The sequence below is a fragment of the Streptomyces hygroscopicus subsp. hygroscopicus genome (genome assembly GCF_001553455.1).
GTDB lineage: Bacteria > Actinomycetota > Actinomycetes > Streptomycetales > Streptomycetaceae > Streptomyces > Streptomyces hygroscopicus.
The window spans coordinates 1-26,102 of the sequence record NZ_BBOX01000316.1 but is presented as its reverse complement, the minus strand read 5'-3'; the positions used below and the strand labels follow the sequence as shown (position 1 = coordinate 26,102).

At 71.7% G+C, this 26,102-nt stretch carries 17 protein-coding genes, 1 tRNA gene and 3 pseudogenes; 9 read left to right on the top strand and 12 right to left on the bottom strand.

The genetic code is table 11. The annotated features are described in order from the left end of the window. Nucleotides 1-934, top strand: a pseudogene (locus AXW62_RS28860) (hypothetical protein); the annotation flags it as partial. 240 nt (nucleotides 935-1,174) lie between these two features. Here AXW62_RS28860 and AXW62_RS28855 read toward each other — a convergent pair. After that, nucleotides 1,175-1,849 (bottom strand): hypothetical protein, encoded by a 675-nt coding sequence (locus AXW62_RS28855; RefSeq protein WP_060947105.1) that lies wholly within the window; start codon nucleotides 1,847-1,849, stop codon nucleotides 1,175-1,177. Nucleotides 1,850-1,896: 47 nt separating this feature from the next. Here AXW62_RS28855 and AXW62_RS41590 point away from each other — a divergent pair, with 47 nt between their 5' ends. Continuing rightward, nucleotides 1,897-2,085, top strand: a complete 189-nt coding sequence (locus AXW62_RS41590; RefSeq protein WP_014059547.1) for a DUF5703 family protein — start codon at nucleotides 1,897-1,899, stop codon at nucleotides 2,083-2,085. Nucleotides 2,086-2,405: 320 nt separating this feature from the next. Here the strand turns inward: AXW62_RS41590 and AXW62_RS28850 are convergent, their stop codons facing one another. After that, nucleotides 2,406-3,299 carry a chaplin gene (locus tag AXW62_RS28850; protein ID WP_060947104.1) on the bottom strand — a complete coding sequence of 298 codons (894 nt, stop codon included), beginning with the start codon at nucleotides 3,297-3,299 and terminating at the stop codon, nucleotides 2,406-2,408. Nucleotides 3,300-3,625: 326 nt separating this feature from the next. Then, on the bottom strand, nucleotides 3,626-4,963 hold the full coding sequence (locus AXW62_RS28845; RefSeq protein WP_030839117.1) for a M20/M25/M40 family metallo-hydrolase: 1,338 nt from the start codon (nucleotides 4,961-4,963) through the stop codon (nucleotides 3,626-3,628). A gap of 318 nt (nucleotides 4,964-5,281) precedes the next feature. Between AXW62_RS28845 and AXW62_RS28840 the strand changes: the two genes are divergently transcribed. Both AXW62_RS28840 and AXW62_RS46205 read left to right on the top strand, forming a co-directional pair. Continuing rightward, a tRNA-Leu gene (locus AXW62_RS28840) sits at nucleotides 5,282-5,366 on the top strand. A 91-nt stretch (nucleotides 5,367-5,457) separates the two neighbouring features. Continuing rightward, nucleotides 5,458-6,141: pseudogene (locus AXW62_RS46205) on the top strand (transposase family protein); the annotation flags it as partial. A 52-nt stretch (nucleotides 6,142-6,193) separates the two neighbouring features. Here the strand turns inward: AXW62_RS46205 and AXW62_RS41580 are convergent. Further along, nucleotides 6,194-6,580: a hypothetical protein gene (locus AXW62_RS41580; protein WP_060947101.1), complete on the bottom strand. Its 387-nt coding sequence runs from the start codon at nucleotides 6,578-6,580 to the stop codon at nucleotides 6,194-6,196. 83 nt (nucleotides 6,581-6,663) lie between these two features. Continuing rightward, nucleotides 6,664-9,963, bottom strand: coding sequence for an ALF repeat-containing protein (locus tag AXW62_RS28820; RefSeq protein ID WP_079115854.1), 3,300 nt, complete (start codon nucleotides 9,961-9,963; stop codon nucleotides 6,664-6,666). A 318-nt stretch (nucleotides 9,964-10,281) separates the two neighbouring features. On the opposite strand from AXW62_RS28820, the gene AXW62_RS28815 reads away from it, so the two are divergent. Beyond that, nucleotides 10,282-13,107 (top strand): RHS repeat-associated core domain-containing protein, encoded by a 2,826-nt coding sequence (locus AXW62_RS28815; RefSeq protein ID WP_060947100.1) that lies wholly within the window; start codon nucleotides 10,282-10,284, stop codon nucleotides 13,105-13,107. Between the two features lie 130 nt (nucleotides 13,108-13,237). Here AXW62_RS28815 and AXW62_RS28810 read toward each other — a convergent pair whose 3' ends face one another. Further along, a complete protein-coding gene (locus tag AXW62_RS28810; protein ID WP_143712835.1) occupies nucleotides 13,238-13,984 on the bottom strand; it encodes a hypothetical protein in 747 nt (248 codons plus the stop codon). A gap of 93 nt (nucleotides 13,985-14,077) precedes the next feature. Here AXW62_RS28810 and AXW62_RS44160 point away from each other — a divergent pair, with 93 nt between their 5' ends. After that, nucleotides 14,078-14,260 (top strand): hypothetical protein, encoded by a 183-nt coding sequence (locus AXW62_RS44160; RefSeq protein WP_159060984.1) that lies wholly within the window; start codon nucleotides 14,078-14,080, stop codon nucleotides 14,258-14,260. Nucleotides 14,261-14,533: 273 nt separating this feature from the next. Here AXW62_RS44160 and AXW62_RS28805 read toward each other — a convergent pair. The 6 genes and pseudogenes from AXW62_RS28805 to AXW62_RS28780 form a co-directional block, all read right to left on the bottom strand. Then, a pseudogene (locus AXW62_RS28805) lies at nucleotides 14,534-15,893 on the bottom strand (alkaline phosphatase). 575 nt (nucleotides 15,894-16,468) lie between these two features. Beyond that, nucleotides 16,469-17,122 (bottom strand): response regulator, encoded by a 654-nt coding sequence (locus tag AXW62_RS28800; RefSeq protein WP_060947098.1) that lies wholly within the window; start codon nucleotides 17,120-17,122, stop codon nucleotides 16,469-16,471. A 4-nt stretch (nucleotides 17,123-17,126) separates the two neighbouring features. Beyond that, nucleotides 17,127-18,791, bottom strand: coding sequence for a sensor histidine kinase (locus AXW62_RS28795; RefSeq protein WP_060947097.1), 1,665 nt, complete (start codon nucleotides 18,789-18,791; stop codon nucleotides 17,127-17,129). A gap of 79 nt (nucleotides 18,792-18,870) precedes the next feature. Then, nucleotides 18,871-20,154, bottom strand: coding sequence for a hypothetical protein (locus tag AXW62_RS28790; protein WP_060947096.1), 1,284 nt, complete (start codon nucleotides 20,152-20,154; stop codon nucleotides 18,871-18,873). 385 nt (nucleotides 20,155-20,539) lie between these two features. Next, complete coding sequence (locus AXW62_RS28785; protein WP_060947095.1) at nucleotides 20,540-22,018, bottom strand: sensor histidine kinase; 1,479 nt, start codon at nucleotides 22,016-22,018, stop codon at nucleotides 20,540-20,542. Continuing rightward, the gene (locus AXW62_RS28780) at nucleotides 22,015-22,749 is read right to left on the bottom strand and encodes a response regulator transcription factor (protein ID WP_060947094.1); all 735 of its coding nucleotides are present in this window, start codon (nucleotides 22,747-22,749) and stop codon (nucleotides 22,015-22,017) included. The genes AXW62_RS28785 and AXW62_RS28780 overlap by 4 nt, the downstream gene beginning before the upstream one ends. Before the next feature lie 148 nt (nucleotides 22,750-22,897). Here AXW62_RS28780 and AXW62_RS28775 point away from each other — a divergent pair, with 148 nt between their 5' ends. From AXW62_RS28775 to AXW62_RS28765, 3 genes are all read left to right on the top strand, one after another. After that, nucleotides 22,898-24,262, top strand: coding sequence for a ferredoxin reductase family protein (locus tag AXW62_RS28775; RefSeq protein WP_060947093.1), 1,365 nt, complete (start codon nucleotides 22,898-22,900; stop codon nucleotides 24,260-24,262). Between the two features lie 56 nt (nucleotides 24,263-24,318). After that, nucleotides 24,319-24,771 (top strand): FMN-binding protein, encoded by a 453-nt coding sequence (locus AXW62_RS28770; protein WP_060947092.1) that lies wholly within the window; start codon nucleotides 24,319-24,321, stop codon nucleotides 24,769-24,771. Between the two features lie 169 nt (nucleotides 24,772-24,940). Beyond that, nucleotides 24,941-25,657: an FAD:protein FMN transferase gene (locus AXW62_RS28765; RefSeq protein ID WP_060947106.1), complete on the top strand. Its 717-nt coding sequence runs from the start codon at nucleotides 24,941-24,943 to the stop codon at nucleotides 25,655-25,657. Nucleotides 25,658-26,102 lie beyond the last annotated feature (445 nt).

Sequence of the window (26,102 nt, the reverse complement as noted above, 5' to 3'; positions counted from 1 at the left end):
GGCCGACGCCGCGGGCCCTGGGCGCGACGAGGAGGGGGCGCTGGCGCTCGATCTGCTCGCCGTCCTGGACGCCCCGCAGCTCGATGTGGAAACGGCCGCGATGCTCGTCGAGTCACTTCCCGACGGCGCCCGTCTGGTGCTGAGCGGGGACCCTGGAGTGCTGTGGTCGGCCGGTCCCGGCCGGGTCTTCGCGGATCTGGTGGCGGCCCGCCGCTGTCCGCAGGTCGTCTCCCGCAGCCCCGACCCGGGACCCATCGGCGAGCTGGTCTCGGGGATCGGGATCGGCGAGCTCCTTCAGGTGGAGGCGCCCGGCAAGGAGGTCGTGATCGTGCCCGTGCGGGACGCGGGCGAGGCGGTGCACCGCACCGTCCAGCTCGTCGCCGACTCGGTGCCCCGTGCGATCGGCGTCCCGCCGGAGCAGACCCAGGTGATCACCCCGGGCCATGGCGGCGCGGCCGGCACCCGCGCGCTCAACGCCGCCCTGAAGAACCGCCTCAACCCCGGCCCCGGCCGGTTCGGCGGCTTCGACCCGGGCGACCGCGTGGCCTACACCCCGGCCCCGGGGCGTACGGTGCCGGGCACCGTGATCTCGGCCGACGCCGAGGGGCTGCGCCTGGACTGCGCGGGCGCCCCCGTGGTGGTGCCGCGTGCGGAGGTCGGCGAGCTGGTACGGCACGGCTGGGCCCTCACCGCCCACCAGGCGGCCGGTATGCGCTGGCCCGCGGCCGTGGTGGTGCTGCCGGGCGACGCGACGGCCGGGCTGACCCGCTCCTGGGTCTACACGGCCTTCGGCCGCGGTGAGCGCCATCTGTCGGTGGTGCACGGCGCGGACGGGGCGCTGCCGCGGGCGGTGGCGGAGATCCCCTTCAAGGACCGCACCACCCGGCTGCGCGCCCTGCTCCAGGCCCAGGTCCCGGCCGAGTCCGCGGGCTGAGCGACGCCCCGGTCCCGGTCCCGGACCGCGTCAGCCCCCGCCGGCACACCGCGGCCCCGGGCCACTCGACCATGAGGCGAGCGGTCCGGGGCCGGGGGCGGTCCTGGCCGGGGTTGACGCGGGCCGGGTTGTCCGGGCCGGGTTCTCCTGGGCCGGATTGTCGGGGTTGTCCGGGCCGGGTTCTGCGGGGCCGGATTGTCCTGGGCGGGGCTGGTCCGGACCCGGCCCGGAGTCGCGCGCTCAGCTGCCCGGCTCCAGCACCTCCAGATCGTCCTCGTCCTCTTCGTCGATTTCCTCGTCGAAGACCGAGCTCACGTCGAAGCGGCACACGACCATATGCGGATCTGCCTGGTCGAAGGGGGCCGAGAGCCACTCCCCCGGTTCCGGCTGCTCCTCGGCCGCCACCACCCAGAGCGTGGAGTCGCCCTCCTCCAGGCCGAACTCCTTGTGCCGAGAGGCGATCTCGTCCGGCTCGAACTCGCCGAAGACCACCCCGAGGGCGGTGTGCACGCTCTCCCCGGCGGCCGCCCCGCCGCCCGGTGCGTCGTTCCCCGTGTCGATGTCCGGATCCAGGTCGACGATCCGCTGCGCCTGCGAGAGCAGCCGCCGCGGTTCGACGACGGTGTAGTCCCTGCGGATCAGCACGCTCAGCGCGCTCGGCTCCTCCGGCCCGGCATAAGCGGGGAGACTGTCGTCACCAGGGATCTCGAAGGGCGTCACCTCGTCGTAGGCGTCATAGAGCAGCTCGTCGTAGACCTCGGCTGCCGCGGCCAGTTCGTTGAACGCGGCGTAGACGGCCGGGTCGCCTTCCCCCGATCGGCGTTCGACAGCGTCGAGGTGACGATCCAGTGCGGCTTTCACCGCTTCGGCAGCGGCGCGTACCTCGGCAGCGGATGGCTGCGCAGCATCAGACATAGTGCAGACGCTATCCGTAGCAGGGCAGTTCCCGCACAATAGATGCGATGCCGGAATACGAATTCTGTGATGTGTATGTGCCACGCGGCGTTTCGCGCAAGGCCACGACCCGTCTGCTCACCGACCATGCCGAGTACGGACACTGGGAGTTGGACCGTCTGAGACTCAACCCCGATGGCAGCCGCAGAGTGCGATTGCGGCGCCGGATCATCCGCCAGCTCCGCGCCACCTGGTAGCGGAACGGCACAGCACCGGGCGGGCCCCGCTGGTCGCGGGGCCCGCCCGGGGTGACGTCGTGGTCACACGGTGTACGAGGTCCGGCCTGTGGTGCGCGGACCGTGAGGTGCGGTGTGCGGTGGGTGACGCGCTTCGACTGCGGCACAGCGCCGCTCAGCGCGCTGCGTGATCAGCACCACATGCTCTGCGCCACATGCTCTGCATCCCATGGTCCGCACCGCATGATCGGGACGCCCTGACCTGCGCGGCCCGCGCTGCACGACCTGATCGACACGACCTGATCGACACGACCTGACCGGCGCCGCACGCGGTACCTGGGTCAGCGCCGCGCGGCGCGGGCCCGGCGGTAGAGCACCGTACCGGCCAGCAGCATGCCCGCGGCGGCCGGGATGGCCAGCTCGACGGGGCCGGCGCCGGTGTGCGCCAGCTGCTCCTTGCCGCCCAGGTTCGCGGACGGGGCGCCGCCGTGCACCCCGCCCTGCTCATCCGGGCGCGGCGAGGAGGGCTTGTCCGAGTCACCGCCGGGCTTCGAGCCCCCGGGCTCACCAGGGTTGCCGGGCTGGCCCGGGTTCCCCGGGTTACCGGGCTCACCAGGGTTGCCAGGCTCACCCGGGTTTCCGGGGTTTCCGGGGTTGCCGGGCTCCCCCGGGTTTCCAGGGTTGCCGGGCTCACCCGGGTTCCCCGGCTCACCGGGCTCCCCCGGGTTGCCGGGCTCTCCGGGCTCCTCCGGGTTCTCGGGGATGGCCGGGACCGTCTGGCCGCAGTGACCGCCGTTGCTGGTGTTGCCGGACCCGACCGCGCTGATGTTGATCCCGCACACATGGACCGGGACGTCGATCGGGGCCTGGATGTTGTTGCCGGAGCCGATCCCCGGCGAACCACCGGTGCTGCCCTGCGCCTGCGAGCCGCCGGACTGCGCGCCCCCGTCGGAGGAGTCACCCGAACCGCCACCGGACGAGTCACTCGAACCGCCACCGGACCGGGGGCCGCAGTCGGCGCCGTTGAGGACGCCCAGGACGCTCACCGTGTTTCCGCACAGGGTCACCGGCACACGCACCGGGACCTGGATGTTGTTGCCCGAGACGACGCCCGGCGAGTACCCGGTGCCGCCTTCGGCACCCGAGCCCGCCGCCTGGGCGTAGCCGCCGGTCACGGCGAGAACGCCGCTCGCCGCCGCCACGGTGATCAGGCCCTTTTTCGCAACCTGTCGCATAACTCTCTGCTCCCCTAGCTTCTGTCCCGGCCGAGGTGCGCGCGGGCGGTCTCGCCCGCACCCCCATACCCGGGCGGTCCCGGAGCGCGCGCTCCGGGACCGCCCGGGATCACACCCCGGTGGACCGTGACCCGATGTCACGTGATCGATGCGGTAGTCGCCGAAGGCGGGGCACAGCACCACCCCCTTGTCGGCATCACGGCCCGGTGACGAGCCGCACACCCCATGTAACGAGGAGGGAGCAATCAAGCTATCAAGCTACGACACCATTCACCCTTTTTGGTTCCTTCGGTATGTGTGATCGATTGGGCCGAACGGGCGGCCCTTCAGCAGGCGTCCAGGAACCGGTCCAGCACCCTGACGCCGAACTTCAGGCCGTCCACCGGCACTCGCTCGTCGACCCCGTGGAACATCCCGGCGAAGTCCAGCTCGGGGGGCAGCCGCAGCGGCGCGAACCCGAAGCAGCGGATGCCGAGGTCGTCGAAGGACTTGGCGTCGGTACCGCCCGAGAGGCAGTACGGCACGGCGCGGGCGATCGGGTCCTCGGCCTTCAGCGCCGACTGCATGGCATCCACCAGCGCCCCGTCGAAGCTGGTCTCCAGCGCCTTGTCCGCGTGCACGTCCTCCCGCTTGACGCGCGGGCCGAGGATACGGTCGAGGTCGGCCAGGAACTCCTCCTCGAACCCGGGCAGGAAGCGCCCGTCCACATGGGCCGTGGCCTGCCCGGGGATCACGTTGACCTTGTAGCCGGCGCTGAGCATGGTCGGGGCGGCGGTGTTCTGGAGCGTGGCCCCGATGATCTTCGCGATGCCACCGAGCTTGGCGAGCGTCTCGTCCATGTTCTCCGGGTCGAGCGGGGTGCCGAGCGCGTCGGACAGCTCGTCCAGGAAGGACCGCACGGTCTTGGTGACCCGCACCGGGAACTTGTGCCGCCCGAGCCGCCCGACCGCCTCGGTCAGCTCCGTGATGGCGTTGTCGTTGTTGGTCATCGAGCCGTGCCCCGCGGTGCCCTCCACCGTGAGCCGCATCCAGTGCATGCCCTTCTGGGCGGTCTCGATCAGGTAGAGCCGCAGGTCCTCGTTGACGGTGAACGAGAAACCGCCGACCTCGCCGATCGCCTCCGTCACGCCCTCGAAGAGGTCGGGGTGGTTCTTGACCAGGTGCTTGGCGCCGTAGACCCCGCCCGCCTCCTCATCGGCGAGGAAGGCCAGCACGATGTCGCGCGGGGGCTTGCGACCGCTGCGCAGCCGGTCCCGTACGACCGCGAGGGTCATCGCGTCCATGTCCTTCATGTCCACCGCGCCCCGGCCCCAGACGCAGTCGTCCACGATCTCGCCGGAGAAGGGGTGGTGGGTCCAGTCCTCGGCGTTGGCCGGTACGACGTCGGTGTGGCCGTGGATGAGCAGCGCGGGACGGGACGGGTCCGCGCCCTCGATCCGCGCCACGGTCGATGCCCGGCCCTTGTGCGACTCGAAGATCTTCGGCTCGAGCCCCACCTCGGCGAGCTTCTCGGCGACGTACTCGGCGGCCGCGCGCTCACCGGGGCCGGAGTGGTCGCCATAGTTACTGGTGTCGATCCGGATCAGGTCACGGCAGAGATCGACCACCTCGTCCTCGCCCCTGACCGTCCCGGTCGTCGTCGCGCCCGAAAGCGACTCACTCACGATGCCTCCTCGTCGTTGCGCTGCCACGGAACGCCCAGGTACGGGCCCGTCCGCGGCAGGGGTCACCCGCCCCATCCTCCTCCGCTCGTCCGCCAAGCCCAAGGCGGCAATACCGCCGTCATGCCCCCGTCACACAACCCCCGCCCCGCCGCCGCACCCGCCCCGGCCCGGAACCGGCCGGGAAGCCGCGCGGAACGGGCCCGGGAAGCCCGGTGCGGCCCCGTCCCCCGGGGCGCGAGCGGCCGTGATCGAGCACCTCCCGATGTTTGCTATGGTTTTCCATGTCGGAACGGCCACGGGCCGGCCGACAGACACCTGGTCCGGGTGGCGGAATGGCAGACGCGCTAGCTTGAGGTGCTAGTGCCCTTTATCGGGCGTGGGGGTTCAAGTCCCCCCTCGGACACTCTCCATACGTATATGAGGGCTGTGATTTCACGATCACGGTCCGCTTTTTCACGTCGAAGATCAGTGTGAGTCCGAGGCTCTCGTACAGGGGCTGCTTGCGTGTGCAGCATCGGCGTCTCGTTGCACGCAGGTGGGACTACAGCGCATGCCGGATCAAGCCGGGTCGGCCGGCGACAGCGGAAGCCGTGAAGGAGTTGGTGCTGCGGCTGGCGCGGGAGAACCCGCGCTGGGGCTGCCGCAGGATCCAGGGGGAGCTCGCCCGGCTGCGTCACAGGATCGGCGTGTCCACGGTATGGAAGATCTTGACGTCAGCCGGGGTCGACCCGGCTCCCCGCCGCGGCGGGCCTACATGGCGTGAGTTCCTGACATCCCAGGCCGAGGCCATCATCGCCTGCGACTTCCTGCACATCGACCTGGTGGATCTTCGCCGTGTCTACACACTGATCTTCCTCGAGCACGGCACACGCCGCCTCCACATCGCTGGAGTGACGGCGCATCCGACCGCACAGTGAGCGACCCAACAGGTCCGCAACCTCGCGCTTGAGGCGGGCGTGCGCCTGGAGTCGTTGCGCTTTGTGATCCGCGACCGGGACGGCAAATACACCGAGTCCTTCGACGCGATTTTCGGAGCTGAGGGCATCAAAACCCTCAAGACTGCCCCACCACTCGCCGACCACCGCCCTGCGCCGAGGTCCGACTTGAAGACCCCACGGCGGCTACTCCAGACCCGTGTCCTTGGTGGCCTGATCAATGAGTACAGATACGCGGCATGACCAGCAGCGACGCGTTTCTGAACGGCACAGTTTCCCAACAGGCAGCTGGTCGCTACGACAGGAGAATTCCCAAGAACGTCACGATGATGACGGATGAAATCGCGGCGATTTGATAGCGCGCAGGGAACTCGTACTTCTCTCGCTTGACTCCTTCGTTGATCTCAGTGGCGTACTTGTGCATGAGCCTCCTGGACGGGAAGAGACCGATCGTGAGTCCGGTCCATCCGAAGGAGTACAGAACCAGCATATGCTGCGCCGACCAGTTCTGGTATTGGAGTCGTCCGACCAGGATCATGCCGAGGCAGCATGCTCCGCATATGAGAGGCCATGCCACTCTGCCCTTCCGCACCGGAACCCACTTGGCCATAGCGAAGCAGAAGAGGAACGTCGCCACGACGGCCATGAGTAACAGGTAGACGAGGGGGAGTGAAGCGAGCATGAGGAACTCCTTTGAGACATGCACAAGGGCTGGCGGTCATACCGTGCCGCCAGCCCTTGAAACTGATCATAGCAAGGTTTTGCTTACAGGCCGAGTAGCCCAGTGATTGGCGATACGAGATCGTGACCGAACTGCGTGATCTTCGTTACGACCTTACCGCCACCCAAGGCGCCAATCCACTTGGATTGCCCAAAGGTGATCAATGCCAGACTGGCACTCCCCACGGACCCCCAGAATTTCTGGCTCGTGAATCCATGCTCGATTCCTGTGAACACCGCACTGATTCCTCCGAGCGCCAAGGAGACGCTGGCGAATATGCCAGCGGGAACTGCGGCCGGTGGAAAGACCAGGCTGGAGATACCCAGGCCGGCGGACATGAACCCGGTGGTGATGCTGAGCTTGTTGGTTGCGTCCGCCCACCATCCAGCATCCCTCCACCACGGCGTGTCGCCGCCGCTGACACCGTCGTTGTCGGACGAGTCGACCGGGTTGTTCCCGCTCTCCCTGGCCTTCCGCGCCTCCTCAGCCGCCTTCTTGGCCGCCGCCGCGAGTTCGGCTTTCCGTTTCGCCACAGCGGTCTGATGAGCCTGACTCGCCGCCTTTGCCGCGGTCTTTGCGTCCTGGCCCGCCTGGACGGCGGAAGCGCGGGCGTGGGTGGCAGAGGCTTGGGCGTTGTTGGCGGAGGCCATGGCTCGGTTCGCAGCGTTCAGGGCGCGGTTGGCGGAGAAGTTCGCTGACCGCGCGGCCGAACGGGCGGTGGTGGCTGCCTTCTTCGCTTTGTCCGCGGATGCCTGCGCAGCTGCGGCCGACTTGTCGGCGGCATCCGCGTTCGCCTGCGCCTCCTTAGCGGACAACAGCGCCTGGTCGGCCGACGCCTGGGCCTTGCCCGCCCACTCCGCCGCCTCTTTTGCCGCACTGCGTGCCTTGGCCGCTGCTTCCTGGGCGCGCCCCGCGTCTTCCTGCGCCTTGTACGCGATCTTTGCGGCGGCGGCGTTCGCGCCCTGGATGGCGGCGATGTGGGCGGCGGAGTCGTGGTCCAGCTGGGCTGTCTTGTGCTGCACCGTGGCAACGAAATTGCGCCGCATCCACGCGGGGCCATCCAGCGCTGCTTGCGCGTGGGCCTTGGTGTAGGGACCCGCGTTGGCCAGGATAGTCGCGGTGGCGACCGCGTCGTCCTCTTTCAGCGCCTCCTCGTAGGCAGTGTTGAGGAATGCGTGCAAAGCGGCGGCCGTATCGGCGTTGATCGCGTCATTCGCTGCCTTCTTGACCGCAGTGCCGGGGCTGTCGGCGAGGATACGGAAAATCTGAACGCGGTTGTCCATCGCGGCCGCCTCGATAGCGCCTGTCTCGAGAAACGTGGCGACGGCGTCCGGCACATCGCTCTCCAACGCTTTCTGAGCAGCCTCGGCGATCGCCGGGCTGGAAATCTGGGCGAGGTAGAGGACAGTCTCGTGGTCGTCCTGCTGCTGCGCGAGGGCCCGGTCGGTGTCGATCCAGGCGTGGATGTCGGCCTCGCCTCCCGACAGGGCGAAGCGGGCCGCCTCCCTGCTCCAGGTGCCGTGCGAGTCGAGGACGGCGACGGCGGCCTGGCGGCCCACAGTGGTGGCCAGGCCGAGGTCGTTCGCCTTCAGCGCCGCTTCGGCCCGGGCGATGAGGCCCTTCGTGGCCTTGTCGGTCTGTTCCTTCTGCGTACGCTTTTCAGCAAGCTCAGCAAGCTCCTGCGCTTCGATCTGCGCGAGCTGTCGGGCCTCTTCCCGGGCCTGCTTCATGTCCTCGTCCAGGCGCTGCCATTCGGCCTCCCGTGCCTTCTTCTCCACGTCGACGGCCTTGATGACGGCTGTAGTGGCGGTGTTGGCCGCCTCGGTGGCCGCGTCGGCGAATTCCTTGGACTTCTTGGCGTATTCGAGGGCTTGCCCCGCGTACTTGGCGGCCCACTCAGCGGCTTCAGCCGCCTTCTCGGCGTGGCTGGCTGCGGAGTTCGCGGTATCGCGTGCGTCGCGGGCTGCCGAAGCTGAGGTATTGGCCAGGGTCTGGGCCATCCCGGCCGCGTTGGTGGCGAGAGTGGCGTTGGCGTTGGCGATGTTCGCCTGCCGTTTGGCTTCGGCTGCCTCTGCCTGTGCCTTGCCTGCCGCGGAGGCGGCCGTGGCGGCACTGCGGGCTGCGGAAGCGGCACTGCGGGCGGCGCTGGCGGCGGCGGAGCCGGCGGAGGCGGCCTGCGCGGAAGCTGTGGCAGCGTGGTCGGCTGCCGTCGCGGCGCTGCGGGCCTTTGCGGCGGCGTTGCGTGCGGCGATCGCCGCGTTCTTCGCGGCGCTCGCCTGCGAGGCGTCTTTGGAGGCGGCGATGGCGGAGTTGTAGGCGCGGGCGGCGGCGTTCCCAGCGGTAGCGGCGGCCTGGCTCGCCGCTGTTGCTGCGAAGGCGGCGCGGCTGGAGGCGGCAACAGCGGCGTGCGAGGCGCGGATGGCCGTGCGGGCGGCATCCGCCGCGCCCGTGGCGGCACTGGCTGCCTTCCGGGCCGCCTTGCCGGACCTGGCCACGTCGTCCTTCGCCGCCTCGGCCTCGGCAGCTGCCTTTTGCGCGGCTTCCTTGGCCTTCTCGGCTGCCGTGACGGCGCGGGCGGAGGCCTCCTCGGCGAGCTTGGTCTTCGCGTCGGCCCGTTTGCCCTCGCGCTCGACTACCGCGACGAGTTCCTCGATCGTCGCCGACTCCTGGTCGCGGGCCCGGGCGATGTGCTGGCCGGTGTCGAGGAACCACTCGACGTCCTGGGCCGTGCCGGAGAGAGCGCGGGAGGCGTACTTATGCACCTCCGGCCCCGCCTCGACGAGCATCTTCGACACCTCCACTCGCATGTCTTCCAGGCGGGCGCTGTACTGGCCTTCAGTGAGGAAGGCTTCCAGGGACGGCTGGGTGTCGCTATCAAGAGCTGCACCTGCCTCCCGGCGTACGGCCTTGTCGCCGGTCGCCATCACCGTCGCCGTGGCCACACGGAGGTCTTCCATGAGGGCAGGTTCGTAGCCGTCCTTGAGGAACGCGGCGATAGCTGCGTCGCCACCGTCGATCGCCTTGACGGCCTCGCGGCGAAGGCCCTTTCCGGCCCTTGCGAGAGCGGTCATGATGGCCACCCGGTTGTCCTCCACTGTCGCTTCGGACAGCTCTTGATCGAGGAACGTTTGGACGTCGGCATCGGAGCCGAGGAGGGCGGATTCCGCAGCGGCTCGAGTGGCTTTGCCCCCGGTCATCCACGCCTTGACAGCCTTGGCCCGGTCGGTGTCAGGCAGGGTGAGCGGATCGGTTTCAGTGCCTTCGTCCGCAGGGGCCGCTAGAGCCGCCAGGGGGTTGAGAACGAGGCTCGAGGTGGCGGCGACGGTGGTGGTGGCCGCTGCCACGCCAAGTAAGCGCCGTCTGCTCCAGTAACTGGTGCCAAAGTAGTCCTATCGGGTGATGCGTCCAGCGGCAGGCGCACAGACGACGGCATGCCGACGAACGCGTTCGTGTGGGGGCATCACGCGCATGTCCCGGTAGCCGTACGTGCGTTGACCAGAGACACACGAAGACACGTTGCGTGACCATATGCCTGCAAAGGGTTCGTTGGGTACCTGTACACAAGCTGTGAACTTGTGAGAAGGATTACAGATGCCTTATGTGGCGGATTAACGGTACTTCATCTGATTTGTCATATAGCAGGCGGCGACCGGTCCTACACGGTGACGACCAAGACCGGCGAGCAGGTCGGGGTCGCACGCGGGCCCGCCGCCGACGGGAGATTGCGGACCGCGTGGTTCGACTACGACGGAGCGGGCCGTCTCACCCGCGTGCTCCCGCCGGCGGGGGTCGAGGCCCTCCGCCGCGGGGACTCCGACGGGGAAGCCTGGGCGACCGTCAACGAGTACAGCTACGCCGGCCACCTCATCGCCCGCACCACCCCGGACACCGGGACGACCAGGTACGTCCACGACCGGTCGGGGGCCGTGCGCTTCAGCCTCACCGCCGAGGGCACCGGCACCGACGGAGCCGACGACACCATCGCCTACACGAAGTACGACCCCCTCGGCCGTGTCACGGAGGAAGGCTTCTTCACAGGCCGCTGGGACCAGCAGGCGCTGGAGGACCTGGCCGGTACGTCACCCGACTGGCCGGACGCCACCCAGCCCCACACCGTGACCCTCCGCAACTCCTACGACGGTGACGGAGCCGACCCGACGCTTTTCGGGCGGCTCGCACGTACCGAGACCTGGCTGCCCGACGGCAGTCCGGCCACCGTGGAACGCCTCGCCTACGACATCGACGGCAATCTCATCGCCAAGTCCCTGACGGCCTACGGTTTCGACGCCGAGGAGCGGGTCATCTCCTACACCTACGACGCCGCCGGGAACCTGACGGGCATCGGCTACCCGCCGGGAAGCGCCGAACCGCGGATCGTACGAGGTTATGACCGGCTGGGCCGGCTTCACCAGGTGGGCACACCGGAGGACCCCGGTGCGTACGGGCGGTTCTCCTACGGCGCCCGCGGCGAACTGATCAGCTCGGACACACCGCTGGGCGCCGAGCGCGTTCTCCGGCGGACCTCCACGTACACCCCTCCCGGATGGCCGCTCAGTACGCGGCACGAGCTGGACGACGGCAGCCTGCTGCTGGAACAGCACCTCAGCTACACCGAGGACGGCTACCGAGGATCCGGGTACTTCGACGGCAAGGCGGCCGGCGTCAGGACCACCGACGCGGCGCAGGACCAGACCTGGCGCTACCGGTACGACGGTCTGTCACAGATCACCGACGCCGAGAACGCGGAGTGCCCGGAGGCCGGCCTCGAGCACGTCACCTACGGTCCCAACGGCAATGTCACCGCGCTGACCCGCGGGCAGCGCGAGGAGACCTACGCCTACCGCCCCGCCAGCGACCGCCTCGACGCCGTCACCAGCGGTGGGCAACGCCTGGACGGCTACGCGTACCACCGGGGCGGTGCCGTCACCGGCGCCGAACGCCTGGGGATTGACCGGATCGCCTACCACCCGGTCACCGGACTCCCGCAGCGCCTGGAGCTGGCCGCCCGCCCGCCGGAGCGCACCGGGAACCAGCGGGTGGAGCTGGTCCACGACAGCGACCGGCAGCGCGCCGTGAAGCTCCACGAAGACGCGGCGGGTACGGCGCTCACCGCCCGTCTCTACGTACGGGGCAGCGACGCCGCCTCGCTGTTCGAGGCGGTCCGCACCCCGTCCGGGACGACGGCCCAGCAGTACGTGTACGGACCCGAAGGTCTCACCGCCCTGCTCAGCGGCGCCAAGCGCTACACCGTGGTGCGCGACCACCTCGGTTCACCACGGCAGGTCGTCGACGAGACCGGTGCCGTCGTGGCCGCCTACGACTACACACCGTTCGGAGCGACCATCACCCGGCCGGGCAGCGCTCAGCCCGATGTCCTCGTCTACCGCTACACCGGCCAGGAGTGGGACCCCGAGACCGGTCTCTACAACTACCGGGCCCGGCTCTACGACCCGGTCCTGGGCCGCTACTACGCCGCCGATCCCGCCGCCCGTGGCAGTTCGCCCTACGTCTACGTCGAGAACAACCCGGTGAACCTGATCGATCCCGACGGGGAGGAACCGCTCACCGCGTTCCTGATCATCGTCATCGCCGGCGCGGTCATCGGCGCGGTCGCGGGCGCGGTCACCTACGCCACGACCCACCAGGGCAACTTCAACGCGGGCGCGTTCTTCGCCTACGCCGCCGTCGGCACCGTGGCCGGCGCCGTGGGAGGCGCCATCGGATACGGTGCGGGCCTGCTGGCGACCGAGGTCCTGGCCGCCGCCTCGGTGTCCACCTCGACCTCGATCGGCAGCGGCATCGTCGTGGGGGCCGCGACCGGGGCGGTCGACGGTGCGGTCTCCGGCAGCCTCAACCAGGTGGGCGTGAACCTCATCGAACACCGGCCCATCGGGGAAGGCGTCGGGCTCGCGGCCGGAATGGGGGCCGGAATCGGTGCCGCTGTCGGGGGGCTCGCGGGCGGTGTGACCGGCGCCGCGAACTGGAAGGCCGCGCGGCTGGCGGAATCACGAAGCGGCGACGTGCTCGCCACATCGACCCAGAAGTATTACCAGCACAGCGGTCAAAGTTACTGGTACGACATCCCCGCCGGCGCCCGGCCGACGAAATGGCTGAGCGGCACTAGAAGGGGATTCGCGGCTAACCTCGCAACGGGCCGCGTCGGCGCGAGAAGTGTCCTGACCATCAACGCCCATGGAAACCCGACGAGCACCATTCTGGACTTTATGGACTTCCGTATGAGTGCCAGGAGCATCGCCAACGCCCTCCAAGGGGAGAGAATGGTGGGCATCAACGCGACCATCTGTTACGCCGGGTCCAACGGCGTCGCCAGGACCTGGGCCAACCGCTTGAACGTCCCCGTGCGGGCCGCCAGCGGACGGGTTTGGTCATGGCGCTACCCCGCAACCACACTCGACAGGTTCGGCGGCTTCCGCACGTACTATCCGAGCAAGCTCCTGACCGGGTGGATCGCCCTGTTCGGCTACTGACCGGAAACCTCGCGGAGGGGGCGCGGACCCGCTGCCGGCCCCTCCGCCGAGCCTGGCCCAGGCCCAGCGGACTGCGTGCGCCAGGAGCCCCGGGGCCTCGCTCGGGCAAGCCGGACTCCTGACAGCCGTGTCAACTCTGCGACGTCGCCGCCGGTTCACTTCTCAGCCATCGCCGGTAAGGGCGGGACAACGTGACCGCCTCACGACGGCCCGTCACCGGCGGTCGCGTACGCGGCCCCTCCCATCCGCCTCTGGTGAGCAGGGTGCCCGCCGGCAGGCGACCGGGCCGCGCGGGGACCGCTCCGGGCAACGGAACGCCAGGGGAGCCGCAGAACTGCTCGATCCGCAGGGGAACTCCCAGCGCCTGCGTCGTCAGTTTGCGATGGGCCGCCTCCAGCGTACGGATGCGGGCGGGGAACCCCGCCGGCGCGACCCTCCGGCCGGCTCCGGAACGCCCCGGACCGGTCGTGACCCAGAGCCTGTCGCTCCGGCCATGCCCGTCATGACGTGCGGTCAGCTCCTGGTGCCGGAGGAGCCAGCGGGTGAGGACACGGACACTGACCACATCCAGCGGGTACCACTCGCCGGTGACACGGGCCCGGGGCAGAACCCGGTCGAGGTCGACGTCCGGCAGGCGCATCCCGTGCAGATCGCTCAGCCCGCGACGCGTGCACACGGCGAGGGCGATGACCGCGACCGAGCGTTCCCATACATCGACCCGCATCCGCGCCGGATGGTGTTCCGCCAACAGCCGCAGAGTGCGGTGGGCCTCGAGAGAAGTGAGGCGCTGAACCGTCTCGATCCGCGGCCGCGACAGCCGGAGGGGAGCGCCACAGAAACGCGAGAACGTATTGACTGTGGTGGTGCGGGCCGCCATGGAACTGGGTGCGGCATGCGGGCCCCGTGCGCCGAGGCGGCGACGCGTGGCGCCTCTCCTCGCCGCGTCCATCCAATCCTGGATATTCAGTCGATGAAGGAGATCACCGACGGTCAACTGGTTCTCGGCGCATTGGCGCGAGGCGGCCAGATATGCGATGTATTCCCGGAGATACGTACGGCGCTGATTACGGGTGTTGGCATTGGCGGAATTCTCGAGGAATTTCTCACGGCGGCAAGGGCAGGGCCTCTTGTGTCAATCATGACTGGAGACTAGGCACCGCCGGACAGTGCACCCAAAGATCCGGAAATATGCAGTGTCGAAATAACAGCACATACCACGCAGTGCCGTTCCTGATTCCTTCCCGGAGTGCATCCGATCTTGGTGCCGGAGGCTCCGACTTCCGCCTCTTGCTGTTATCCGTCCGTATCGCGGTACCGTAACCGAATTTTTCACCCGGTACGCTCCAATCGGCCGCCAGTCCCGAGCGGTGTGGAATCTGCCCGGGAGGGGACGCCGTGCCGGGCGTCCCCTCCCGGGCGTGTGCGGTCAGCGCAGGCGCAGGGCCTCGCGGACAGTGGTGAACAGGTCGGTCTGGTCGGTCACGCCGAGGACGCGGTACGCCTGGGGACCCTGGGCGGCGATGCGCACCTGAGTGCCGGTGTGCTCCTGGGACTGGCCCGGGGTGTTGGTGGAGTAGTTGACCTTGAGCTGCTGGCCCTCGTCGGTGACGAGGGTGGCGGACAGCCCGGGCGGGGTGGCCTCCAGCGGCACGATCTGGCTGGTGTGGCCGTGGTCGGCGGTGGTGACCACGAGGGTGTCGGGGTGCTTGGCCGCGTAGTCGCGGGCCACCTTCACCGCACGGTCGAAGGCGGCGGTCTCGCCGATCTGGCCGCACGGGTCGGCCGCGTGGTCCTGCTTGTCGATGGAGGCGCCCTCGATCTGCAGGAAGAAGCCCTTCTTGGAGCGCTTCTGCTTGCCCTCCAGCAGCTGGATCGCCTTGGTGGCGGAGTCGGCCAGGCTCGGGGTGGCCGCCGGGCGGCCGGGGTTGGCGGTCACACAGCGCTGGGGGGCGGTTCCGCCGGTGGCGGCGGCCTTGCCGGTCCATTCGGTGGGCACGTTGCCGGAGGCGAACAGGCCCAGCACGGGCTTGCCGGGCTTGGCGTTCTTCAGGCCGGTGGTGTCGGTGACGACCTGGTAGCCGAGCTTTCGCGCCTGCTCGGTGACGGTCATGCCCTTGAACGCGCCCTCGGTGACCTTCTGGTCGAACCGCGCCTTGCCGCCGCCGAGCAGGACGTCCACCTTGTGGTTCACGGACTGTTCGGCGATCGAGCCGGGGCCGCCCGCGGCGATGGTGTCGGCGGGGCACTTGGCCATGTCGGCCGGGCCCTGGCAGGAGCGGTCGGTGGCGTGGGAGGCGAGCACCGCGGGGGTGGCGTCGGTGAGTTCGGCGGTGGTCACGCTGCCGGTGGCGTACCCGTTCCGCTGCGCCAGCTCCAGGATCGTGGGGACCGCCTTGTCGGTGCCGGGGGTCTTGGAGACGCGTCCGTTGACGGTCTTGTGGCCGGTCGCCCAGCCGGTGCCGCTGGCGGCGGAGTCGGTGACGTAGTCCGGGGTGCCGTCGGCGTGGACCGCATAGGTGGTGTAGGCGCCGGTGAGCGGGAACGTGTCCAGGTTCAGCCGGCCGTCGGCCCCGACGGTGTAGTCACGGGCCAGCCAGCGTCATCTCCGAGTCACCCATGCCGTCGCCGATCAGCAGGACGACGTTCTTCGCCGTCCCGCCCTTGATGGCGCTCCGGGCCTGCCCGGCGCCGTCGACGGCGCCGGCGGAGGTGGTGGCGGCCACGGCGGCAGCGGTGACGACCGTGGCCGCGGCGAGGGTGAGGTGACGACGGGAGGGTCTGTGCATGGGAGCAACTCCTTGGAACGCCCGGAGGACGGGTGTTGATGACGACGGACCCCAAACCATCAGCCGCGGTGAACCGACGGGAAAGCCTTGGCCGCGTCTTCCTTTCCGCCGTGCGGACGGCGCGTGCCCGGGCTCGGCGGGCCCGGGGTACCCGTGCCCCTGAGCCGGGTCGTGCGGGGCGGTGTGAGCTGAAAAGCCCGCCGGTACCCGGCCCACCGCCGGTGTTCCGTCGTGGCGCGTCACGATGTCGCGGGCGATGATGGCCGGCCCGCTCCACCGCCGTCCGGTGCGCGGCCTCGTCGAGGCGGCGGAAGCGTGCGCGGATCCGCACGCGGTCGGCCTCGGGCGCACCCGGGGCCATCATCGGTGACGATGCGCACCGCGTCCCGCCGGACTCAGTCCTCGTGTCCGAAGCGAGACGGACGGCCTGACGGGGCGCCACGGGCCGCCGCCCGGCCCGTGGGTGCCGCTGGACGGCCGGTGGGTGCCGCTGGACGGCCGGTGGGTGCCGGTGGACGGCCGGTGGGTGCCGGTGGACGGCCGGTGGGTGCCGGTGGACGGTCCGGCACGGCTGCTCAGCGGTCGGTGAGCAGCCCGGCGTCGTGTGCGAGTACGGCGGCCTGGACGCGGTTGGCACAGCCGGTGCGGGTGAGGATCCGGCTGATGTGTGCCTTGACCGTGCCGACGCTCAGATACAGCTGGTCGGCGATCTCCGCGTTGGACAGGCCCGTGCCGAGCAGCCGCAGGACATCCCGTTCGGCCGGGGTCAGCTCTTCGGTCCTGCGCAGCGCGGCCTCGGTGTTCCGGCCGGACCGCACATGCCGTTCCAGCAGTTGCCGGGTGATCCGGGGGGCCAGTACCGGTTCGCCCTTCGCGGCCAGTCGCACGGCGCGGATCAGATCGGCGGGCCCGGTGTCCTTGAGGATGAACCCGCTCGCCCCGGCCCGCAGGGCGCGGGTCACCAGCGCTTCCTCGCCGAAGGCCGTCAGCATCACGACGTAAGTGCGGGGCGAAAGGCGGGCGATGTCCTCGGCGGCGGCGATTCCGTCGACGGCCGGCATCTGGATGTCGAGCAGGGCGACATCGATCTCCCGGGCCCGGCAGGCCGCGACGGCCTCCCGGCCGTCGCCGGCCTCGGCGACCACCTCGATGTCCTCGGCGTTCTCCAGGATCAGCCGGATTCCCGCGCGCATCAGCGCCTCGTCGTCGGCGATCAGGACTCGGATCATCACCTCATCTTAGGAGCGCGTCGGCCAGCAGCACGATGAGGAAGACGGCCGTCGGCAGGACCACCAGCAGCGCCAGGCAGCCCGATCCCAGCACGCGCGGCCAGGTCAGGATCTCGTCCGGCAGCGGGGGGCGCGCTCCCCGCCGTCCGATGCCGCCGGGCCGAAGGCGGGCCCCCTCCGGAGGGGTTCCGGCGAAGCCGCCCGGGAGCGCTACGGATTCCGGGGGCCCGTTCCCGTGGTCGGCGTGGTTCCGGTGATCGACGTGGTTCTCGCGGTCGGCGTCGTTCCCGTGATCGGCGTGGTTCCCGTGGTCGCCGTGGTTCCCGTGATCGGCGCGGTTCCCGTGATCGGCGCGGTTCCCGTGATCGGCGCGGTTCCCGTGATCGGCGCGGTTCCCGTGCTTGCCGTGGGCGGGGAACCAGGCCGCCATGCGGAAACCGCCGTCCGGGGCGGCGCCCGCCCGGAACGTACCGCCGAGCAGCAGGATCCGCTCCTGGCAGCCGGCCAGCCCGCTGCGGCTTCCCCCGCCGGGCGGGGTCCCCGCGGGCGGTGCCTGGTTGGTGACGGACACCTCGATCCCGCCGTCCGCGCCCCTGACCACCACCCAGGTGGGCGCGCCGGGCGCGTGTTTCAGCACGTTCGTCAGCCCCTCGCGGACCACCCGGTGGATCGCCTGACGGGTACGGAGCCCTACCTCGGCCGTCTCGGGCACGGACCAGTCCAGCTCGACGGTGGCGCCCGTCTGCCGGGACTCCCGCACCAGAGCGGTGATGTCCTCGCGCGTTCCCCGTTCGTCCCCGGCCCTGTCCATCGGGTCCGTCAGGTCCTCGCGCCGCAGCACACCGAGGACTTCGCGGAGTTCCTCCATGGCCGTACCGGCGGTCGTGCGCAGCAGCTCGGCCCGGTCGGCGAGGGCGGGTGCCTGTCGCGCGGCAGCGAGTTCGAGCGCCCCGGCGTGCACCGAGATCAGGCTCAGCCGGTGCCCCAGGAGATCGTGCATCTCTCCCGCGATCCGGGTCCGTTCCTCCATCCGGGCGGCCACGGCGGTCAGCGTGCGGGCCTGTTCCAGATAGGCGTTGCGTTCCCGCAACAGGCTGATCAGGGGCCGACGCCGCCCCAGCAGGGTCCCGGCCAGGGTGGGCAGCCCGATGAGCAGCACCGCCGAGACCGCGTTCCCGGCCAGTTCCGACCGCAGCCCTTCGGGCCGGACCAGGGCCACGGCGCCGGTCAGCACGCCGACGGCGGCGCAGCCCGCCCCCGCGACCCGCCAGGCACGCCGCGGCGGTGCGATACGGCGGGTGGCGGACAGCACGACCAGCGGCGCCACCGCCAGCGTCCACACGTTGTGGCCCATGACCAGGGGACAGGCCCCCAGGACCGCGGCGACCGGCCGGACGCGCCGGGCGGGGACGAGCAACGCCGCCCACAACGCCTCCAGGACCGCCCACACCGGCCGTTCCGGCGGCGCCAGCAGCAGCGGCAGCAGGCCGAAGACCCCCGCCAGGGCGCAGACCAGGGTCTCCACGACGACCGTACGCCGCCCGGCGGCCCGTACCGCGCACCGGACCTCGGCCACCTCACGGCGCACCCACCGGGGCACACCGGTCCGCGTGTGCCACGGCCGGAGAAACGGGCGCGACCGCTGTGTGCCGTCCGGCACCTGCCTCATGAACACTCCTGCCCCGCCACCGTGGATCTCCCGTGGGGAACGGTAGCCGCGGCGGTCACCGCGCCGCGCGCCCCGGGGGTCACGCGCCCAGCCGCGGGCCCAGCTCCGCCCGCAACGCGGCCACGTCCACCCGGTCGGCGGCCAGCAGCCGTACGGCCGCGGGACCGGACCCGGCGTCCGCGTCCGTCCGCGCCTCGTCGAGCAGCGCGGACAGCAGGTGGACCGTACCGGTCGTGGGCGAACGGTGTTCGGCGGCGGATCGCCGCGCCACCGCCATGGCCCGGTCCGAGGCGGCCGACGGCCGCACCGTGCCCCCGTCGGGAAGAGCGGCGGCCGGGCTCACCGAGGCCGCGGAGACCAGGGAAACCTGCCGTACGCCGTGCCGGCGCAGCAGGGCCGCGGCGGCGTTGGCGTCGGCCAGAGGCGCCGGAAGTGAGCGCCCGGCGACGGACAGTGCCCGGTCCAGAGCCAGGATCCCCAGCAGAAGGTCCACCGGCTCCGCCGCGGCACGCCCGCACCGTACGGCCTGCCGCGTGGCCTCCACCGACACCGCGAACAGCACCGGTGAGCCGTTGACGGAGCTGCCGGAGGTCCACGACGTCAGCGCGCGGGTCAGGGGGTTACCGCTCTTCCCCAGCGTGCCGGCCCGGCGGAGCAGGGTGACGCCGCGGGATTCCGGTCCCCGCTGCCGCCCCGCGGCGCCGGCGTCCAGGCGGTCGAGAGCGGCCGCCGCGGCTGCCGGATCCAGCTGCCGCAGCAGCAGGGCTTCCCGTGCCCTGCTGTCCGGCAGTTCCAGCAGGGCACGGGCCACATGGCGGCAGCGCACCGAGATCGTCCCCTCGGCGCGGGCCGAACCGAGCGCGCGCAGCAGGCACGCGCGCAGCGCCCCGGTCATCCCGGGCAGCGCCCGACCGCCCTCCCGGGCCGATCCGCGCGTTCCGAGACCGAAGCGCCACCGGGCCTCGCGCCAGGCGGCCTCGACCTCCCGCGCATCCGCCGCCTTCTCCTCGACCTCCCGGTCAGCCGCCTCACCGGCCCGGTTGGCCGCCTCACCGGCGCCGGCCGGGCCCGGCTCACCGGGCGTCTCGTCGTCGCTCGCCCAGCCCCGGCCCGCCATGCCGGCGATCATGCCGCTGAGGGCACCGGCTTTCCGCATTCCCGGGGCGATCGCCTCACCGGCGTCCGTCTCCCCCAGCACCAGCTCTCCGAGCAGGGTGTCCGTCCCCACGACCGGCAGTTCCCGCCTGACCGCGCGGCGCAGCGTGTCCACCAGCAGGTCCATGACATCCTGCTCGAACTCCGTGGTCCCTCCGGCCACGGCCGTGCCGTCGGCGTGTACTCCGGTCGTCGCTCGCCGGTCCATCGAACGTTCTCCTTACAGTGCGGTGGCCTGGCCGGTACGGCGCCAGGGCCCTGTCGTCACAGGGGCGCCCCGCTCCGGACGCCTGGCACGGCGCCTCGCCGCTTCGTCCATGTACGTCCATGTACGTCCATGTACGTCCATGTACGAGTCGCGACGCTCCCCCGGCTACCGCTGGGAGGTGCCCTCCGCACCGGACGCAGCTCGCGGCCGGACGCCCCCGGTGACGACAGACCCTAGGCGCGCCCGTCACCCCACCGCGTCGGCCGACCGGCCACACCGCCCGTCCGATCGGCACACCGGCCCCGGTGGTGTCGTCCCGCACCTCGCGCCGCCGGGGGCCGGTCCGGGTGCGCCCGTGTCGCCCCGGTACCGCCAGGCGCTGGTCCTACCGCGCCGGGTCGGCCCGGACCGGGCGCCGTGGTGCGGCGGGGAGCCGGGCCCGGAAGACGGTGGCGCCCGGCCCGCTGGTCAGCGTGATGGTGCCGCCGTGGGCCGCGACCACGGCCCGGACGATCGCCAGGCCCAGCCCGGTGCCGCCCGCCGCCCGGGACCGGCCGGGGTCCGCGCGTGCGAACCGCTCGAACACCTCGTCCTGGAGCCCGTCGGGCACCCCCGGGCCGTCGTCGGCCACCGTCAGCTCCGCCCAGCCCGCACCGGCCGTGGCGAGCCGTACGGTGACCTTGGTGCCGGGCGGGGTGTGGGTACGGGCGTTGGCCAGCAGGTTGCCCACCACCTGCTGGAGACGGTGCTCGTCGCCGACCACCGTCACCGGCTCCTCGGCCAGCTCCAGCGTCCAGCGGTGGCCCGGCCCGGCGGCCCGTGCGTCGCTCGTCGCGTCCAGCACCAGCCGGGTCAGATCGACCGGCCGGCGGGCCAGCGGCCGTCCCGCGTCGAGCCGGGCGAGCAGCAGCAGATCGTCCACCATCGTGGACATCCGCTCCGACTCGGCCTGGATCCGCTCCAGCGCGTGCCGCACCTCGTGCGGCACCGGGCCCGGATGGCGCAGCGCCAGCTCGGCGTGGCCGCGGACGGAGGCCACCGGCGTCCGCAGCTCGTGGCTGGCGTCGGCGGCGAAGTGCCGCAGCCGCTCCTCGCTCGCCTGGCGACGGGCCAGCGCGTCCCCGACGTGGCCGAGCATGCGGTTGAGCGCGGTGCCCACCTGGCCCACCTCGGTGCGCGGGTCGGTGTCCGGCACCGGCGGCGGCATGGCCACCTCACCGCTGGCCAGCGGCAGCTCGGCCACCCCGGCGGCGGTCGTGGTCACCCGCCGCAGCGGCCGCAGCGACAGCCGTACCCACAGGGCCCCGGCCACCCCGGTGACCAGCAGCACACTGCCGAAGACCACGGTCTCCACGAGCTCCAGCCGGTGCACGGTCTCCTCCACCGGACGCAGCGGCAGCCCGGTGACCAGCACATCGCCGTCGTCCCCCCGGACGGCGGCCACCCGGTAGCCGCCGAGCGCGGACAGGTGCACGCTGTGGCCGCCGCCGTCCACCGGCACCCCCGCCAGGACCCGCCGGTCGGCGCCGGTCAGCGGTACGGCGGCGTCCGTCTGGTCGCGCACCACCGCGGCGTCGGTCGTCGTACCGCCCAGCAGCCGGGCGCCGAAGGTGCCGTCCGACTGGCCACGGGTGTCGGGCCGGTTGTCGGCGTCCGGCCGCCGCTCACCGTGTTCCAGGCTGGCCGTGAACCGGCCGCCGGTCGCCGTCAGCTGCTGGTCCAGCCGGCGCACCAGGAACCCCTCCAGCGCGAACACCGTGGTCAGCCCCACGGCCAGGCTCGCCGCCGCCAGCAGCACCACCAGCCCGGCGGTCAGCCGGGCCCGCAGCGTACGGGGCAGCCACCCGGGCGGCCGGAGCCTCACGAGGACTTCGCCTTCAGCACGTAGCCGACCCCGCGCACCGTGTGGATCAGGGGCGCCCGACCCGCGTCGATCTTCTTGCGCAGATAGCTGATGTACAGCTCGACCACATGGGCCTGGCCGCCGAAGTCGTAGCTCCACACCCGGTCCAGGATCTGCGCCTTGGACAGCACCCGCCGGGGGTTGCGCATCAGGAACCGCAGCAGTTCGAACTCGGTGCGGGACAGCTCCACGACCACTCCCCCGCGGGTCACCTCCCGCGCCTGCTCGTCCATCACCAGGTCCTCGACCACCAGCCGGTCGTCGCCCGGCTCCCGCGCCATCCCGGCCCGGCGCAGCAGCCCGCGCAGCCGGGCCAGCACCTCCTCCAGGCTGAACGGCTTGGTCACGTAGTCGTCGCCGCCCGCCGTGATCCCCGCGATCCGGTCCTCCACCGCGTCGCGTGCGGTCAGGAACAGCACGCACACATCCGGCAGCTCCGAGCGCACCGCGCGCAGCACCGTGATCCCGTCGGTGTCCGGCAGCATCCAGTCGAGCACCACCGCGTCCGGGCGGAACGTCCGCGCGGTGTCCAGCGCCGCCGCGCCGTCGGCGGCGGTGCGGACCTCCCAGCCCTCGTAGCGCAGGGCCCCCGACAGCACCTCGGTCAGATCGGGCTCGTCGTCGACGACGAGGACACGGACCCGGGCGCCATCGGGGCGCAGCAGAAAACGGCCGGTGGTGTGCGTATCCATGATGAGTCCAGCATCCCTCGCGGCGCGCCGTGGCCCGGCCCGCCCTTCGCTCTGAGTTTCCTCTGAATCGCGGGCGCACCGCCCCGTTCACAGGGTCCTCAGAGCTTCGCCGGTGACGCTGGCCGGGCACGTCACCGAGAGGACCCCCATGACCAGTACGACGCCGTCGGCCCCGGCCCTGACCCGCCCGTCCCGGTCGGCACCACGCCCGCCCAGCCCCGTCCCGGTCCTCGCCCACCTGGTGATCTGGGGCGGGGCCGCCGCCGTCCTGGCACTGTGGTGGAGCGACACCCGGTCCGTCGTCGGCGTCGCCGGCTGGCTGACCGGAGCCGGACGGATCACCGGGCTGCTCGCCGGTTACACCTGCGCGGTGCTGCTGGTGCTCATGGCCCGGACGCCGCTCCTGGACCGCGCCATCGGCACCGACCGGCTGGCCCGCTGGCACGCCATGGGGGGCCGCTACACGATCTCGCTGGCCTGTGCCCATGTGCTGCTGATCATCTGGGGGTACTCGCTGGAATCGCGCACCGGTGTGGTGAACCAGACCACCACCCTGGTCCTCCACTACCCGGACCTGCTCAAGGGGACGGTCGGCTTCCTGCTGTTCCTCGTCACCGCGATCGTGTCCGCACGCGCGGTGCGGCGCCGCGTCTCCTACGAGACCTGGCACTTCCTGCACTTCGCGACCTATCTGGCGGTCTTCCTGGTCTTCGGGCACCAGCTCTCCGACGGGGCCGACTTCACCGGCAACCGGTCCGCGCAGCTGGCCTGGTACGCCCTCTACATCGGGGCGGCGGCGCTGCTGGCCTGGTACCGGTTCGCCGTCCCGGTGCGCCGGGCGCTGCGCCACCGGCTGTACGTCACCGAGGTCCGGCCCGAGGCCCCGGGCGTGGTGTCGGTGTATCTCTCGGGCAGCAGGCTGGAGGAGCTGCGCGCGGAGCCCGGCCAGTTCTTCCGCTGGCGGTTCCTGACCCGCGGTCTGTGGTGGGCCGCCAACCCCTACTCCCTGTCGGCCGCGCCGCACCCGGCGTACCTGCGGATCACCGTCAAGGCGTCCGGGGGCCACAGCGCGGCCCTCGCCCGCCTGGAGCCCGGCACCCGGGTGCTCGCGGAGGGCCCGTACGGGGCCTTCACCGCGCGCCGCCGCCGCGCCCGCAAGACCCTGCTGCTGGGCGGCGGTGTCGGGATCACCCCGCTGCGGACCCTCTTCGAGACGCTGCCCGGCGAGGTGACGCTGGTCTACCGGGCCCGGCGTCCGGAGGACCTGGCGCTGCGCGCCGAGCTGGACGGCGTGGCCGCCGCCCGTGGGGCGACCGTCCACTACGTCGTCGACGAGCCCGCCGCGTACTCCTCGCCGCTGACCGCCGAGGCGCTCCGCGGTCTGGTGCCCGACCTGGCCGAACGCGACGTCTACCTGTGCGGCCCGCCGGGCATGACGCAGGCCGCGCTGCGCGCCCTGCACGACGCGGGGGTACCGCGCCGCCGCGTCCACCACGAGTCGTTCGCGCTGTGAGCCCGATCCGCGCCGTACCCGACTCGATCCGCGCTGTACCCGAAAGGAGATCCGCCGTGCGCAAGGCCGCCGTCACCACCGTCTCGACCGTGGCGGGCATCGTCCTGCTGCTCTCGTTCAAACCGCACCGGGACCCGGCCCCGGCCCAGGCGGCCCCGCCACCGTCCGCCGCGGCACCGCGAGCGTCGTCGTCCCCTGCGCCGAGCGGGTCCGAGTCCCCGGGCGGCGGCCGCTCCGGCACCTACACCGGCGGCGTGAGCGACACCGCGTACGGGCCGGTCCAGGTGTCCGTCACGCTCTCGCACGGCAGGATCACCGCCGTCAAAGCGCTCCGGACACCGTCCGACCGCCCCCGCTCCCGGGAGATCGCCTCCTACGCCGTACCGCGGCTGACCCAGGAGGCACTGAGCGCCCAGAGCGCCCGGATCGACGCGGTCTCCGGCGCCACCTACACCAGCGAGGGGTACACGCGGTCCCTGCAGAGCGCACTGGACCAGGCCGGTGTCTGACGTGTCTGAGGTGGCTGGCGTGTCTGACGCATCTGAGGTGGCTGGCGCGGCTGAGGTAGCTGGCGTGGCTGAGGTGGCTGACATGGCTGAGGTGGCTGGCGTGGCTGACGTGGCTGCATCGTCTGACGTGTCCGCCGCCGCGTGCGGCCTGCGCCACGTCGAGCACGCCATGGGCACGGTGTTCTCGATCGACCTCCGCGACCCCGTCACCCCGGCCGTCCACCGGGCCCTGAAGGACGCCGTGGCCTGGTTGCACCACGTGGACGAGGTCTTCTCGACCTACCGCCCGGACAGCGCGATCAGCCGCCTGGGCCGCGGCGAGCCGGTCCCGGAGCGGTACGGGGCGGAGGTGGCCGAGGTGTTCGCGCTGTGCGAGGAGGCGGCGCACACCACCGGCGGCTGGTTCAGCCACACCCCCGGCGGCCGGCTCGACCCCTCCGGGATGGTCAAGGGCTGGGCAGTCGAACGGGTCTCCCGGCTGCTGTACGCGGCGGGCGCGCACAACACCTGCGTCAACGGCGGCGGCGACATCCAGCTGCGCGGCGAGGCCGCCCCCGGCACGCCCTGGCGGATCGGCATCGCCCACCCGGCACGCCCCGGGGAGCTGGCCGCCGTGGTCACCGGGCGCGATCTGGCCGTCGCCACCTCGGGGACGGCCGAGCGCGGCGCGCATGTGCTGGACCCGCACACCGGGCGGCCCGCCACCGGGCTGCTCTCGCTCACCCTGACCGGCCGCCACCTCACCCGGACCGACGCCTACGCCACGGCCGCGTTCGCCATGGGCGCCGGGGCCCGCGCCTGGGCCGAGGCGCTGGACGGCCACGAGGCGCTGGGAGTCACCCCATCGGGCGAGATCTGGCGCACCCCGGGCTTCCCCATGGCGTGACGGGACACCCGGCGCCGGGGGGTGGGTGTGACGGGCGGCCCGGCCCGGGGGGTGTGACGGGCAGCCCAGCCCGGGGGGTGTGACAGGCAGCCCGGCCCGGGGGCGGTGTGACAGGCAGCCCGGCCCGGGGGCGGTGTGACAGGCAGCCCGGTCCGTCCGACGGGACACTCAACCCCGCAGGACCGGGCGTAACAGGCGGCCCGGCCAGGACCGGGCCGTGACGAACCGCCCAGCCCCGGAGCAGGACCGGCGTGGCGGCGGCGTCCCACCGGAGCCGTCCCGTGCGGCATCATCCGGCGCACCGCGCACCAGGGCGGGGCGCACCGTGCGCCAGAGCGGGGCGTCCGGGCCGCGCGGCCGCCACGCCGCCCCACCTCGCGGCGCGGAGGTGAGGTGGCGCGCGCAGGCGCCCGGCGTCCGGCGCCGTTCCCGCCCCACCGGCGGG

Excerpts from the sequence above, each read along its gene's own strand:
- AXW62_RS28855 (WP_060947105.1), bottom strand. The coding sequence starts at position 1,849 with ATGTCTGATGCTGCGCAGCCATCCGCTGCCGAGGTACGCGCCGCTGCC.
- AXW62_RS41590 (WP_014059547.1), top strand. The coding sequence starts at position 1,897 with ATGCCGGAATACGAATTCTGTGATGTGTATGTGCCACGCGGCGTTTCG.
- AXW62_RS28850 (WP_060947104.1), bottom strand. The coding sequence starts at position 3,299 with ATGCGACAGGTTGCGAAAAAGGGCCTGATCACCGTGGCGGCGGCGAGC.
- AXW62_RS41580 (WP_060947101.1), bottom strand. The coding sequence starts at position 6,580 with ATGCTCGCTTCACTCCCCCTCGTCTACCTGTTACTCATGGCCGTCGTG.
- AXW62_RS28810 (WP_143712835.1), bottom strand. The coding sequence starts at position 13,984 with ATGGCGGCCCGCACCACCACAGTCAATACGTTCTCGCGTTTCTGTGGC.
- AXW62_RS44160 (WP_159060984.1), top strand. The coding sequence starts at position 14,078 with ATGAAGGAGATCACCGACGGTCAACTGGTTCTCGGCGCATTGGCGCGA.
- AXW62_RS28800 (WP_060947098.1), bottom strand. The coding sequence starts at position 17,122 with ATGATCCGAGTCCTGATCGCCGACGACGAGGCGCTGATGCGCGCGGGA.
- AXW62_RS28795 (WP_060947097.1), bottom strand. The coding sequence starts at position 18,791 with ATGAGGCAGGTGCCGGACGGCACACAGCGGTCGCGCCCGTTTCTCCGG.
- AXW62_RS28790 (WP_060947096.1), bottom strand. The coding sequence starts at position 20,154 with ATGGACCGGCGAGCGACGACCGGAGTACACGCCGACGGCACGGCCGTG.
- AXW62_RS28780 (WP_060947094.1), bottom strand. The coding sequence starts at position 22,749 with ATGGATACGCACACCACCGGCCGTTTTCTGCTGCGCCCCGATGGCGCC.
- AXW62_RS28775 (WP_060947093.1), top strand. The coding sequence starts at position 22,898 with ATGACCAGTACGACGCCGTCGGCCCCGGCCCTGACCCGCCCGTCCCGG.
- AXW62_RS28765 (WP_060947106.1), top strand. The coding sequence starts at position 24,941 with ATGGGCACGGTGTTCTCGATCGACCTCCGCGACCCCGTCACCCCGGCC.